Genomic DNA, 14,922 nt, shown 5'->3' on the forward strand with positions numbered 1-14,922 from the left:
ATATTCACCCAGTATGTTGAAATGGGTAAAATAATCCAAGAACTCATATCCAAGAAGTTTAAAACTGAAGTGTTGTTCCTGTATGGTTCACAAACCCTTAAAGAGAAAACAGAAGTAATAGATACTTTCCAAGAAAATCCAAATTATAAGATTTTTGTAGCTACACTTAAAACTGGCGGAACAGGTTTGAATTTGACTGCTGCAAGCAATGTGATTCACTATGATATATGGTGGAATCCTGCAGTTGAAAACCAGGCAACAGACAGGGCATATAGAATAGGTCAAAGCGAAAACGTAATGGTCTATAGATTCATATGTAAAGGAACATTTGAAGAAAAGATTAATGACATGATTAATAAAAAACAGGAATTGGCACAGTTGACAGTTGGGAACGGAGAGACGTTCATAACTGAAATGGACAATGATGAGTTAAAGGAAATGTTAACATTAAGAAAATAATTTGGTGTAACTATGGCTAAAAATTTTAAATATTTGGATGAATTAATTCACGGTGAAGTAACTGAAATTGTTCTGGACTCAGATATCATTCTGGAAGGAAGTGAGGAATTCAATTATTCCAATGGCATTAACTTGGATGTTGATGATTTGCTAATTGACGGAAACGGCTTTGCTGTTGATGCATGCGGTAAAGCACGTTTGTTTTACTGCACTGGCGAAAATATCACAATTAAAAATTTGACGTTGAAAAACGGATTTTCCAAAGAAAACGGTGGAGCAATACATATTGATGAAGGCGAATTAACGCTTATCGAATCAAAACTTTGCAATAACCAATCATCAGAAGATGGCGGTGCAATATTTAATGAAGAGGGAGTTTTATCCATTGTAAAATCTTCCTTTTTAGACAATGAATCCTCTGAGTTTGGCGGAGCTATAAACAACTGGGGAGATTTGGAAATTACAGACTCTGTTTTTAAATCCAACCGGGCGAATCGTGGTGGTGCAATATTCAATGATGACAGTGCATTGAATATAAACGACTCTGCCTTCAGTAATAATTCTGCAGGTAATGGGGGTGCAATAGTCAATAATGACGGTGGTGAGCTGAACATTCAAAAAACCTCTTTTAAAGCAAACGATGCTGAAAATGGTGGTGCAATATTAAATGAAAACTGTGACATAGTCATTTCTGAAAGTATTTTTGAATCCAACACTTCCTCTGAAGATGGTGGAGCACTGCATATTCGCGGTGAAGTGAGCATACATGAATCCAAGTTTTCTAAAAACAGGTCAAATCATAATGGTGGAGTCATATGTGCCGATAGATGTGATTTGTCAATTAATGCTTGTCTGTTTAATTTCAACGAATCATCACAAAACGGTGGGGCCATTTACGGTTGTGACAGTGAATTAAGCTTAAAGGATTCTCTTTTTAGTGAAAATATTGCCAAAAATTCCGGTGGCGCAATGAATCTTGAAGATTGTGTATATGATTTGGAAAATACTAACTTTAATGAAAATAAGCCTGATGATGTTTGTGACTAAAAAAAGAAAAAATAAATCAGGATATTAATCCTAACTTATTGCAATTGCAGTTGCATTGTTTTCAGGTGGTGTCGGCACTTCAAATTCACTGAAGTCAAAACGTGGAATAACTTCAGTAATTACCTCTGCCGTTAACTCTATAAAGAAACATATCGTTTCAAGTTTAAATTTTGCGGCTGCTGCAAGATCTACTCCTTTTTGCACATGGAAAACTGTCTTACCGATCCATGTTGATAAACCAGTTCCTACCATATCTAAAAATCCTGCTATTCCTGCCATTACAACTACATTCCAAATGTTAAAGTTATGGTCAAGATAGCAGTCTTCTATAACTTCTTCACCTGCTGCAAAAAGAGCTCCGCCGATAAATCCGATGACTCCTGCAGCAGTTTCAGGCATTCCGCTTAGAGTACATCCTATACACATTGCAACACATAAACCAATTTCAGTAATTCTTAAAGTCCATCGGATAGCTTCACTTGCAGTATCTGAGGTGACTTTAAGTGTTTTGCATACAAATCCGTCTTCTACTTCCTGAATGACAAATGAATCGTTTGCCACATAGTATTTTGCTTCATCTCCGTATGTGAACAGATCCTTTCCTGAAGAGGCATATGATTCTGTAAATATGTTATTGCTTAATGTAATTTTTCCAAAGTCGTTATATATTGCTCCCCCTTCGTCATCGGCTGAACTTCTGTCAAAGAAATTGTCATTCAGCACCATTTCGCCATGGTCATTGTATATTGCTCCTCCGTCATCATCGGCTTTGCTTTTTGAGAAAGTGGTTTTGATGGAGGTTAAATGGCCCTGATAATTGTAAATCGCCCCACCATCTTTATATGCTCTATTGGATTCGAAATAACAGTCATTAAACCTTAAAACTCCATGATTATTGTATATTGCTCCGCCGTATTTGGCATAGTTATCTTCAAAGTTACATCTGGTCAGATACAATATTCCTTCATCATTATATATTGCACCTCCATAGTCCTCGCTGAAGTAATAATCGCATTTGTTGTTTTTTAAAGTTGTGTCGGTGAGTGATAGGCTTCCTTCATTGATTATGGCTTTGTTGAATCCGGTTATGGTGAGGTTAGTGATTTGGTAGTTCTGTCCTTTAAATACTTTCAGGAAATGGCATTCATCGGAATTTTCTGTATCAACAGATATTGTTGCACCGTTTCCAATGATGAAAAGGTTTTCTACAGAATCGAATGAAAACTTAATTCCTTCCTCTTTTGCAAGTTTAAAAGTTGCATCAGGGGCGAAATTAATTATCAAATCTCTTACATGGCCAAGTTTATTTATATCTTTTAAAGCATTTGTCAGTTCTGATGTGGTATTTATTGATATGGTGTAGATACTGTCGTTATCAGAGGTCATAAAACAATTTGCTCCTTTGCAGGTATAGATGTTATTTCCATCTGCGGTTTGGATATTGCCCGGATCTGCATTGGCTGAAGCAATGTTATTTGAGAACAGACAGTTGAAAAACATTGACTGTGATCCTTTGTAATTGTACACTGCACCGCCGGTTTTCGCTTTGTTTTGGCTGAAACTGCAGTTTGAACATGTAAGGATTCCGTAGTTTCTTATTGCTCCTCCGTGGTCTGCTGTTAACATGTAAGATTCACGGTTTGAGTCAAAATTCACATTTCTGAATTTGCACACTCCATGATTCATTATTGCAGTATTGAATCCTTTTATGGTAATGCCATTCAATGATAGTGTATCATGTTCGCCGACTGCCATAAAATGCTTTTCATCACGTTCATTCGGATTTCTGACTGATATCGTTACATTATTTCCTCTCAATATCATGTTTTTGACAAATCCCGGATTAATCAGATAGCCATTGTTTGCATCGATTTCCAAGATTAAATTGTCCTTAAAGTCCATGACTACAGTATCGTAGGAAAATAATCCTGATGAAATAGTTCTTGTCACGTTCTTAAAGCTATCCAAATCATAAATATGTGCTCTATAAATATTTGTAGTAGTATTGTCCATTTCCAATACGAAGCTATTGTCTGTGGTCTGATTTATATTTACATAATCTGAAATATCTCCGCCATTTAAATAATTTCCATTATTTGAAATGTTACTTCCTAATTTAACTTCCTGATTACTTTTTAATAATTCATTGCTTACGTTACAGCTGTTTAAATTATTGCTGTCAGTCGCTATATTGCCTGACTCATCTGATGTTATATTCATATCATCGCTTACATCAGAAGCATTTATTGATGAAATGCAGATAAATAAAATGCTGAGCAATACTATAAACAGCAGAATTCCTTTTAATTTTTTCATTTTCACCATTTCCTATTTTTTTTAAAATGTTATTAAAACATTTTTCATGGTTAATTTAACCCTTTAAATCATTGTTAAACTAACCATGTTTACACTCCAACTTTTCTAATTATTTACAATGTTGTATATATAAATTTGCGAATGCAAGCGCCTGCTTTCCAAAAAAGTTATATATTTGGGACACCTAAATTTCTTTGGATAAAGAATTTCATTTTTGGTGAATTTTATGAATTTTAAAAGAATTTTATTTGTTTGTATGGTATTATTTATTTTATCAGTTTCTGCAGTTTCTGCAGCTGATTTGGATAATGCTTCTTCAGTTGACTCAACACAGGCGGTTGAAGCTTCTTCAGTAGTTGAAACAAATCAAACTCCAGGAAGCTTTGCAGACCTTCAATTGGAAATAAATAATGCTCCCGCAGGATCTGTTCTGGATTTGTACAGGGATTATAAGGGAAGTCCAGGTTCTGTAATTAATTTAAATAAGGATTTGACAATTGACGGTCATGGCCACACCATTGACTGCTTGAATGCAGAGGGATGTCATGGCTTCTATTCAACAAGCGGGGACATAAGCATAAAAAATATACAAATAATCAATGCAAATCTTAAATGCAGGGATTATCAGGGATGTGGTGGTGCCGTTCGTATAATGGGCAGCGCACAGTATAACATTGATAACTGTACATTTGAAAAAAATAGTGTGGATTGTAGTGGAGGTGCTATTTACAATGGGGTAGATAAGTCTCTTTCAATAAAAAACTGCGTATTCCTCTCCAATAAGGCTGGGGATTGTGGTGGAGCTGTATTTTCCTATGGTGTATTAAATATTGAAAATTCACTTTTTGAATCCAACACTGCATACAGTGAGGGCGGAGCAATCTACGATATCATGAATGTAAATGTCAACGGATGTTTATTTAAGTCAAATAAGGTTAAAGGTTCATTGTCAGATTGTTATGGTGGTGCAATCCGTTCAAAATCCAATGTAAATGTTGAAAATTCCACATTCCAATACAATAATGCTGAGGATTATGGCGGAGCAATCTATGCTTCCAATGTCAACATCAATGTTGGCCAGTCAAATACACAATCCATGAATTCTTATTTCATAGACAATAAGGCAGATGATGATCAGGGTGGAGCAATTTATACTGATGGTGATTTAAAGGCTAAAAACACAGAATTCAGTCAAAATAAAGCGAAAGTTGACGGAGGAGCCATCTACACCTGCGGCAAAGCAAATGTTGAAAATTGTTACTTTAGTCTCAATAAAGCTGGAGGAGCTAAATCCCAGTGCTACGGCGGTGCAATACGTTCAAAAAATGAAGTCAGAGCAAACAACTGTACCTTTGAAAAAAATTCAGCTGATGATTACGGCGGAGCAATTTATGCAGTTGATGTTTATATAAACTCCAACCAGGCATCAGGAGATGATTTCAACACTTTCTTTATCGGAAATCATGCGGATGACAATAATGGCGGGGCTATATATGCTGAAGGTAACGTTGAGATTTCAAATGCCCATCTTTCAGACAATAAGGCTTTAGTTGATGGTGGAGCAATTTTTTCCAAGAAAAATGTCAATATGAATCACTGTCTTTTCGAGTCAAATAAGGCAACAGGAGCATCAGGAAAATGTTACGGCGGTGCTGTACGTTCAACCGATGCATATGTAAACAACTCTACATTTTTAATGAATTTTGCCGACAATCATGGTGGAGCGATTTATGCAAATTCAATGAAATTTTCAGATTCTCCTTCCTACTTTTTAAAAAACAGGGTAGCCAAGGGTGACGGCGGAGCATTGTATGTCGATAAATTTACCTCAGCCAGCATTAAGCATCAGACATTCCGTGATAATGAAGCATCTTCAAAATCAAGTGATGGCGGAGCAATCTATATCAATTCGGCTTGTAAGGTTACATTTGAACAGTGTGCCTTTATTAGCAATCACTGCGGTGATGAGGGCGGAGCAATCTATCTGGATTCAAAGGACTCCAAACTGACATTGCTCAATGATATTTTCATAGGAAATGATGCCGATGGTGAAGGCCAAACTGTATACAACTGTGGTGATTATTCAAAAGTCAACAACAACTTTTGGGGAGGAGTCAATCCGACTTCCAAAAATGATCAGCTAATTGAATGGATGCCTATTTTTATTCCAAATTGGCATGAAGTTGATTCTGATCCTTTGAAATTGAAGTTGGATGTTTCTGTTGATTACAACGGAAGCAAACCTGTTATTATAGCAGATGTGGCTTTCTATTTCAATAACGGAAATCCTTATGACGGTGCACTTTACGATATTGACTGTCTTTCATTTATCATAACTCCTAATTTAAATTTAATACTTGAAGAAAAAGATTTAAATAGGATTTATGCTGAATTAATTCCAAAAATTGGTACTAAATTTGTTATAATGGCCAAATTCTATGATTTCTATACTTCAAGGGAAGTTGAAATCAACACATGATGGTGCTGAAAAGATAATTTTAAAATCTCTCTCAAATCAGCTATTGAATAATTAACGGCAGACCTCACCATTCTGTCGTTTCATTAATTTTTTATTATTTTAATTGAACTTTTCTTTTCATGATTTTGATATTCATTTTTAATCATGATTTTAATTATCGTGGCATATGGATGTATTAAGTTAAATTATTAATTTTTGGATTAAACACAACTAATCGTTTTAAGTTAATTGATTTGCAGTTACTCATTAAGGATTTGATGGCATTAACCAAAATTATATATAAAGCTTTTAAAAATTCACACTTGAACAAGAATTAAATATTATTTCAAACAATATAATTTTAACAAATGTTATTTTTGATTTCATGTTAAAATGTAAGAATTGGGCCTAATCCTGAGTTTTGGTATGTTGGGAATCATGGATTCTCAAAAAAAGGAGAAAATATTAAACATTATGAAAAATTACAATTGAGGGATGATTTGATGGTAACACGAGTGAGTATAAATCCTGAAATGATGCTATGGGCCCGAGAATATGCAGGATTCATTGACGAATATGAAGAATTATTGCCCGCATATATTAAAAAGAATTATGAATCATGGGAATCTGGAGAAAAATATCCTACCTGGAATCAATTAAGACAAGTAAGCAAAAAATATAATGTTCCGACAGCATTTTTTTTCATGAGCAAGATTCCGGATTTTGATGATTTTCCTGAATTGGTAAATTATAGAAAAATGGGTGCTAATGATTTTAAAAAGCTATCTCCAAATTTAATTAAGGAAATACGCAATTCTGAGTATAGGCGAGAAAATTATTTAGATTTGTTGTTTGAATTGGAATTTGATTTTCCTTCATTCAAGACAATTGAAAAATCATTCGGTAAAAATTATTTTGTTAATTATATCCGTGAAACACTGGACGTTTCACTGGATAATCAAAAAACTTGGATTAGAAAAAATGGAGTTAAAGATAATAAACATTATAACTTCTTAAATAAGTGGAAAGAAGTCATTACCAAAAAAATGGGTGTTTTAATTTTTGAAACAGGAAGTGTTTCGATTGAAGAAATGAGGGCACTGTGCATTTTCCATCAGGAAATACCGATAATATTGCTGAATGGTAAAGATAGTGTTAATGGTAGAATATTTTCATTGTTCCATGAATTGACTCATTTGTTGATTGGAGAAAGCGCCATTTGTGATGATGATGAAAGCAATGAAGAAGAAATTTTCTGCAATGCTGTTGCAGGAGAGTTTTTAGTTCCGGGTAATGATTTAAGAAAGAATGTAGGTCGGAATAATCTTTTGTCTAAAAATACAATAAATGCTTTATCAAATGTCTATGGCGTTAGTTCTCATGTGATTTCAAGAAGATTATATGATACAAATTACATTGGCAGATATGATTATAATAATCTGATTAGTAATTTTGATGATACAATCCTTTCAAAAGGGTCTGGCGGAAGTTATTTCAATAATATTTTAAAATATAACGGTGAATCCTACTGTGCAATTGTTCTGCAGGCTTATGAATCTGGAATAATCAACAGTGGCGACTTTTCAAAATTCACTAACTTGAAGAAAAAATTCATTCCGGAGTTGCAAAATAGAATCTACGGGGTGGAATAATGAAAAAATATGTCATTGATTCATCCTCACTGATTCATTTTGAGGACACATATCCCAATGATATTTTGCCTACTTTGTGGGATAAAATCTATGGATTATTTGATGAGGGTATTGCATATTCTTTAAAAGAGGTTTATGTGGAATTGGAAGATTCGCAGGAATTATGGGATAATTATAAGGATTGCTTTAGAGAACTAAGTGAAGAAGAGTCCCAAGCCGTTGAAAAAATTCTTATTGATTCAAGATTCGATGTTTTTAAAAGATGGGGTATGAAAAAGGAACCATGGGCTGATCCATATTTGATAGCTTCGGCTTTGGTCAATAAGGATGTCATTTTGGTTACCCAAGAAAATATGAATAATAATCCCGAAAGAAAAATCGAATATGTATGTAAAAAATTGAAAATTCCATGTATTAATTTTCTTGAATTTTTAAGGGATGTCCCTGTTAAAGTGTGAAAAATCATGAGTGGGAGTGAAAACTCTCAATTTTTCTTTTGTATTTGTTGATAACAATTGTTTGGTACTTTAAATTTGTGAATTTTAAGAGGAGTCTCATCGATTCAGCCAATGGGATACTCACCAAAGCTTAATCTGAATTAATTGCAACATCAAAAATCATTAATATCCGAAAGAAGAAAAAGATTATCAAAAACACAACCCTGATGATTAGTTATGTGCAGTGAAAAATACCTGGCGATAGATGTTGGAGGAACGGCAATAAAATATGTCCTCACCGACAGAAGCGCAAAAATCCGCAAAATCAATGAAATGAAAACAAATAGGGATAAGGAAGAACTCTTCAATTCATTGGATGAAATAATTGCTCCCCACATAAATGATATAAGTGGCATTGCACTCTCATTTCCAGGCAAAATTGATGCCGAAAAGGGTATCGTCCATACTGCAGGAGCATTCAGGGAGATTTCTAATTTGTCCATAAAATCAATCCTTGAAGCGAAATATTTAAAACCGGTGTGGATTGAAAATGACGGTAAATGTGGAGCATTGGCTGAATTTTGGAAGGGAAACCTGTCTGATGTAAAAAACGGTGTGTTTATAGGACTTGGCACAGAAATAGCTGGTGGAATAATACTTGAAGGAAAATTATATCGGGGATCTTTCGGGTCTTCCGGGGAATTTTCAAGCATGCTTAATTGCCTTGAAAATCCAGACAATGAAAAGCGATTCGGCAAAATCGGAGGCCATAAAAATCTGATTGAATATTATGGTGGCGATAAATGCATAGGCAGCTATGAATTCTTTGAAAAGCATCAAAACGGTGATGGAGCCGCCCAAAAGGCATTGAAAGAGTACTCCAAAATGATTGCTTCAGGAATCATTAATATCCAGTCCATATTGGATGCAGAAAAGTTCTGCATCGGCGGCGGAATTTCAGCTCAGGACGCACTGATAGATGAAATACGCCAAAGCCTTCATGAATTCATTAAAATCAAATCCTCAGAAGCAATAAATGAACCTGCAATCGAAAAATGCCGTTTTGGAAATGCGTCCGGATGTGTTGGCGCATTATATAACTTTCTGATTATGGAAAAAATCATCTGAGATTGAATTTCTGATGCAAATGCTTTTAAAATAGAAGTATCAAATTACAGGGTCGACAGCTAATTTCCATCCAAAAAATCAAAAAAGAAAAAAGAAAAGTTATTTTCAGGGTTGTGATGAAATTACAATGGAAAAGGAAAATCGAAAAATCCTGTAGAACCCTCAGGCACCGGAGGAACATCAATGTATTTTGATGCATTAAGTTTTATTTCCATTGGTTGGCCTGAAGTATTATTTCCGTTCTGTAATGAAATCACTTTATGAAATATTAGATTTCCGTCATGGAATGCTTTGGTCTGCATATCATTACAGCATGAAGTAAGATAATTTGCCCTTGCATCATTATCCATTTTTTCCGCATTTGAGAGTACATCACCCATTGCAGCAAACATATTACTTTGTGATTGATTCCAGTATGCCTGCACTGGCCTTCCATAATCTTTATAATGGTCCGGCCCCATACAGCGAGTGCAGAGACCTTTGAAGACATGATATGGATAGTGTTCTGCATCAAAGACACCCATTTCACTTGCAGGCTGATTAGCCCCATACTCTGAGCTGACATTTACACAGTCATTGGATACCGGTACAAAGACTCCATAAACTGGAGGGCCTGAACTTACCCAACTGACACATGACATTTCTGCTGGAAGATTTGGAAATATCTGAATAATGTGGGCACTCAGTGTTTCATCACTTCCGATTGCTCTTGAATCATTTCTTCCTGCTTCATCGGGGGAATATTGTGTTCCTTCATATCTGTCACGCAAAACGTGTGCGACATCATTCAGTGAAACTTTATTGTCTGGTGTGAAAGATAAAGGATACATCTCGCTCGGATTATATTCTGAACTGTATTCTGAAGGATTAAGAAGTCTGTGTCCCTCCCATGTCCTCATATGGGCAGTGTCATTATTAATTTTTGTTCCAGCATAGCTTTCAAAGAGATTAATCTCACCATTTTTGCCCTTTACAGCAAAACCATTTTTTTCCGCAAGTTTAGTTAAATCCGGTGATGTGATGGAGTCTTCATAGTCAGATAAGTACTCTAAGGAAAACTCATTACCGAATACTGCCACTTTGTCTTTCGGCATTTTTACAGCAGCGTACTGATGTCCTCCGTATAGCTCCACATACCATACTTCATTTTGATCAGCAATGATTGCAATGTTGGATTCTGAATTACCGTACTTATCAACAATTCCCAAAAGAACCTCTACAGCTTCTCTGGCCGTTTTACTCTGACAAATAACAAGGTCTGCTGCAGTAATTTCGGCAAGGCCCTGATGAACCAGAGGGTCTGCTTTCAATGATTCATTGTTTAAATGGGCTGAAACTGACATGGTCATGGATACACCATACTCATTGGTACATGCGGCCGCATCACAGTCAGTTCTGTTGGCCACTACTCCGGCACTGTCCATATAAGGCGTTGCAGTGTATTTGTAAGTGGTTGCAGGAATCTCGGTTTTCACCTCTCCATCTGCACTTACAGGCATTAATCTGCCCGGACTGTTGTCTACATGAGGAGTTATTGTAATATGATTTCCCCAATCCTCACGATAGTCATTTGACCTTGCAAAAATTGTTGAACCGTCTGCGCTGGCATCCTTACCTACATATATTCCAGTACATGCGCCGGAAGCCTGCATGCTGCAAATCAGCAGTACACAAAAAAATAAACCTATCAATTTTTTCGATGAGTATTCTAACTTCAAAATAAAAACTCCATTTGATATATAAAATATAATATTTGGTGTTCACCATATTTAAAACATAATTATTTTTGAAAATCATTGACTAAAAAGTGTTAAAAAAATTGATTCTTATATCAAAAGAATACAATAATTTCCTGATGTGAAAAAGTATTGTTTAAACGCCACTAATAGTTTTAACATAGGGAATCTTGCTTAAGATGTACGGTAAAAGCCAACTTAAAAATACTATAAGCACGAACATCAATGGGAAGAGCAGGTTGGATCCGGGATTGTGGTAGGAAAGTTCCTTGACTACGATAACGTGTGAAAAGTACATGCCGTAACTGCATACGCTTAAGGAGATTATTGCCTTTCCGATGTAATTGTCTTTGATTTTTTTGAATGCATTCAATCTGTCAAGATACATAATAAACACGAACATTCCAATTCCCATGAATATGTTTGTAATGTTTAGATATCTTGGTGATAGGAAATCAAGCTTTGAATATCCGCAGTATACGAAAATGGCCAGTGAAATGAGAAGTATCAATAAACCTATAATGCAGACTTTTTTATCACTTAAATTGAATTTCTTGTTGGCAAGCCAGTATCCGAGCAATGGATATCCGATAAAGCCTGCAAACATGTTCAAATCAAAGAATGACCATAAAGGATAGCTGTGGAATGTATTTAAAATCATTGTTATAAACCATATGGCCAGGAAGTATTCAACGCCTTTAAGGCCGTATTCCTTTACAAATGAGTTGATGACTGGTATAAATAGATAGATTCCAATCAGTGTCCAGAAATACCATGTGATTGAAGGCTCTCCTATAAATACGTTCCAGATGAATTTGGAGTTGTATCCGTGAAGATATAATTGGCCTAAAATCAGTATAATCCAGAAGATGAACGGATATACAATTCGGCTAAATCTTCTCTTTAAAAAGTCTGATAAACTTGGATATTCTCGGTTTAATAATAAAGCTCCGCTGATCATTAGAAAAATAGGAACGCCGATGTCTCCGATATCGTGAAAAGTCAGTTGAGCTATTACCTGCGCAGGTGTTGTTAAGGGACCAAAAAAGTGGTCTAGATGACAGATTATAACAGCTATTATTGCAAATGCCCTTAATAAGTCGTAGTAGAATATTCTCTCTTTTTTGGTCTTCATGATATCAGTCTCATTTACTTATTTGTGAATGGAACTTTCACTAACCGGGAATGTAAAGTATGTATCCGGATACGGTTCATTTTTTAAAGTGAAATGCCACCATTCTTCAGCTAAGGGTTCAAATCCATGATTCATCATCGCCTCGCGAAGTATCATACGGTTTGCATACTGTTCGGTAGTGATGTTTTTGTAATCAGGATGGCTTTCCTCTCCGAAATAATCAAAGGTTCCGCCCATGTCAACTTCTTTTCCGGTTTTCATATCAAATAATGTTAAATCAACGGTACTGCCTCTTGAGTGCCCGGAATGATTGAGGATATATCCCTGTTCAAAGAGTACTGATTTATCTAAATTAGGATAGAAATAATCTTTCATTTTCGTATCATTCACGTCTTTAGCCCATTTTTCAAAGTGATAAACTGCTTTTTGAGGGCGATACGCATCAAATATTTTTAAACGATATCCCTTTTCAGCTAACTCGTCACTCACTTCCTTGAGGGAGGTTGCAGCTTCTTTAGTTAAAAGTGCAGTGGGCTCGTCATAACCGTTTATACGTTCCCCTACAAAATTATATGTTGAATAGTATCTTATTTCTAAAATTGCATCAGGTACAATATCACTCAATAAAACGAAATCTGATGAATCATTTGAAAATTTGATGTTGTCTTTATCGGCAGCGGCTACAGAATCCTGGCTATTTATGTTTCCTAAAAAACACAATGCCAAAAAGATTACTATGGAAATTTTAAAAAGTTTATTTTGCATTTTATCACCTAATAACTGCATATCTCTTAATTGGGAATTGTCTGTTGACAGTATGTGCTGTGATTATTCAATTGTTAGCATTATTTTTTCTGCCTATGGTTATCACGTTGATAACGGATATTAGAAAAATAATTGTTAAGCATAGTAAAGGTTCAATGAAAGCCACAATCATTGCTATTATTAAACTTATATAATTAAACATCCTGATTTTAGGCTCATGGTAATAATCACGTTTTAATTCAGGATTTTCCTTTGTTATCTGCATATCAAGCACTTCAAAAGATAATGTCCACAGGAATATTATGAGAGCATATGATGACTCAGGTATCGGGCTTGAAGGAAACTCTCCAACCCATGCTGTAGCAAAAGGCACTAAAGTTAAAAAGAACAGCCACACTCCATTCAGGTAAAATATTCTCATGGAAATAGTTTCAAATTTGTGGTGTAGATTGTTGTGCTTATACCAAACAAGATAAATCATTGCAAAACTGTTTAAATAAGCTAAAAATATCGGCCATCGCTCAGCCAGTCCCTGAAGGGTTGGAACATGGGGATTTACCAATTCCAAAACCATAATTGTTGAAGCTATTGCAATAATAGCATCAGTAAAAGCTATCAGTCTATTTTTGTCTATATTCATTCAAATTCCCCTAAATATGCACTGTTAATAATTAATAGTTATTTGATACTTTGTTTTTATTGTCATAATAAGTTTTCCATGTTATTTTTTCGAATAATTCTTGCAGAAATATACGTAAGATAATTTTCACGTTTAAACTCCACAAACCTTTTTAACATATGGAATCTTACTGAAAATGTATGGCATAAGCCAGCTTAAGAATACTATCAACACAAACATCAATGGAAATAGAATGTTGGATCCAGGATTATGATATGATAAGGCTTTTACAACTATTACATGTGAAAAGTACATACCGTAACTGCAAACACTTAAGGAAATAATTGCTTTTCCAATGAAATTATCTTTAACTGAGTTAAACTTATTTAATTTATCCAAATACATGACAAATATGAATAATCCTGTTCCCATAAATATTATTGGAATGTTTTGATAAATATTGGATATTAAATTTATTTTATTGTAGTGGCAAAATACAAATACACTTAAAGAGATTAAAAGAGTTATCAGTCCTAAAATGCAGATTTTTTTATCACTTAAATTGAATTCTTTGTTAGCTAACCAATAACCTAACAACGGATAGCCGATGTAGTCTGCAAATAGGTTTAAATCGAAACTGGTCCATAAAGGATAAGAATTAAATGTTTTCAAAATCATTGTAATAAACCAAATTGCTAAAAAGTATTCAACGCCTTTTAATTTATATTCTTTTACAAATGAGTTAATAACGGGAATGAAGAGATATATTCCAATCAATGTCCAGAAATACCATGTAATGGATGAATTGCCGTTGAAAACATTCCACATAAATGTATTGTTATAGCCATGATAGTAAAGCTGAGCTAAAATAAGAATTATCCAAAAGATAAATGGATAAATGATTCTTGTAAATCTTCGCTTTAAGAAATCTGATAGATTAGGATATTCTCTATTTAAAAGTAACGCTCCACTAATCATTAAAAAAATGGGCACGCCAATCCTTCCAATATCATGAAATGTCATTTGAGCAATTATCTGTGTTTGAGTTGTTAATGGTCCAAAAAAATGGTCTACATGACAGATTATGACTGCTATTATTGCAAACGCTCTTAATACATCGTAGTAGAATATTCTTTCCTTTTTGGTTTTCATTGTATCAATAAATTTTTT

The 14,922-nt window shown here is 34.7% G+C and carries 12 protein-coding genes; 6 read left to right on the plus strand and 6 right to left on the minus strand.

Annotation, left to right across the window (positions count from 1 at the left end):
* On the plus strand, positions 1-459 hold a 459-nt coding region (locus tag ACKI44_RS10980; RefSeq protein ID WP_407424326.1), incomplete at its 5' end, for a DEAD/DEAH box helicase.
* A 12-nt stretch (positions 460-471) separates the two neighbouring features.
* A complete protein-coding gene (locus ACKI44_RS10985; protein ID WP_407424328.1) occupies positions 472-1,506 on the plus strand; it encodes a hypothetical protein in 1,035 nt (344 codons plus the stop codon).
* Between the two features lie 30 nt (positions 1,507-1,536).
* Here ACKI44_RS10985 and ACKI44_RS10990 read toward each other — a convergent pair whose 3' ends face one another.
* A complete protein-coding gene (locus ACKI44_RS10990) occupies positions 1,537-3,822 on the minus strand; it encodes a hypothetical protein (RefSeq protein ID WP_407424330.1) in 2,286 nt (761 codons plus the stop codon).
* A gap of 226 nt (positions 3,823-4,048) precedes the next feature.
* Here ACKI44_RS10990 and ACKI44_RS10995 point away from each other — a divergent pair, with 226 nt between their 5' ends.
* From ACKI44_RS10995 to ACKI44_RS11010, 4 genes are all read left to right on the plus strand, one after another.
* Positions 4,049-6,301 (plus strand): hypothetical protein, encoded by a 2,253-nt coding sequence (locus tag ACKI44_RS10995; RefSeq protein WP_407424332.1) that lies wholly within the window; start codon positions 4,049-4,051, stop codon positions 6,299-6,301.
* 482 nt (positions 6,302-6,783) lie between these two features.
* Positions 6,784-7,932, plus strand: a complete 1,149-nt coding sequence (locus ACKI44_RS11000) for an ImmA/IrrE family metallo-endopeptidase (RefSeq protein ID WP_407424334.1) — start codon at positions 6,784-6,786, stop codon at positions 7,930-7,932.
* Positions 7,932-8,390 carry a DUF4411 family protein gene (locus ACKI44_RS11005; protein WP_407424336.1) on the plus strand — a complete coding sequence of 153 codons (459 nt, stop codon included), beginning with the start codon at positions 7,932-7,934 and terminating at the stop codon, positions 8,388-8,390. The genes ACKI44_RS11000 and ACKI44_RS11005 overlap by 1 nt, the downstream gene beginning before the upstream one ends.
* A 216-nt stretch (positions 8,391-8,606) precedes the next feature.
* Entirely contained in the window at positions 8,607-9,497 is an 891-nt protein-coding gene (locus ACKI44_RS11010; RefSeq protein WP_407424338.1) for an ROK family protein, read from the plus strand.
* A gap of 122 nt (positions 9,498-9,619) precedes the next feature.
* Here the strand turns inward: ACKI44_RS11010 and ACKI44_RS11015 are convergent, their stop codons facing one another.
* The 5 genes from ACKI44_RS11015 to ACKI44_RS11035 form a co-directional block, all read right to left on the minus strand.
* Positions 9,620-11,215, minus strand: a complete 1,596-nt coding sequence (locus ACKI44_RS11015) for a C69 family dipeptidase (RefSeq protein WP_407424340.1) — start codon at positions 11,213-11,215, stop codon at positions 9,620-9,622.
* Positions 11,216-11,369: 154 nt separating this feature from the next.
* Positions 11,370-12,368: an acyltransferase gene (locus tag ACKI44_RS11020; protein WP_407424342.1), complete on the minus strand. Its 999-nt coding sequence runs from the start codon at positions 12,366-12,368 to the stop codon at positions 11,370-11,372.
* Between the two features lie 18 nt (positions 12,369-12,386).
* Complete coding sequence (locus ACKI44_RS11025; RefSeq protein WP_407424344.1) at positions 12,387-13,133, minus strand: M15 family metallopeptidase; 747 nt, start codon at positions 13,131-13,133, stop codon at positions 12,387-12,389.
* A gap of 67 nt (positions 13,134-13,200) precedes the next feature.
* The gene (locus tag ACKI44_RS11030; RefSeq protein ID WP_407424346.1) at positions 13,201-13,773 is read right to left on the minus strand and encodes a TMEM175 family protein; all 573 of its coding nucleotides are present in this window, start codon (positions 13,771-13,773) and stop codon (positions 13,201-13,203) included.
* A gap of 132 nt (positions 13,774-13,905) precedes the next feature.
* Positions 13,906-14,904, minus strand: a complete 999-nt coding sequence (locus ACKI44_RS11035) for an acyltransferase (protein ID WP_407424348.1) — start codon at positions 14,902-14,904, stop codon at positions 13,906-13,908.
* Between the last annotated feature and the right edge of the window lie 18 nt (positions 14,905-14,922).

This window comes from Methanobrevibacter sp., from assembly GCF_045646205.1.
Lineage (GTDB): Archaea > Methanobacteriota > Methanobacteria > Methanobacteriales > Methanobacteriaceae > Methanocatella.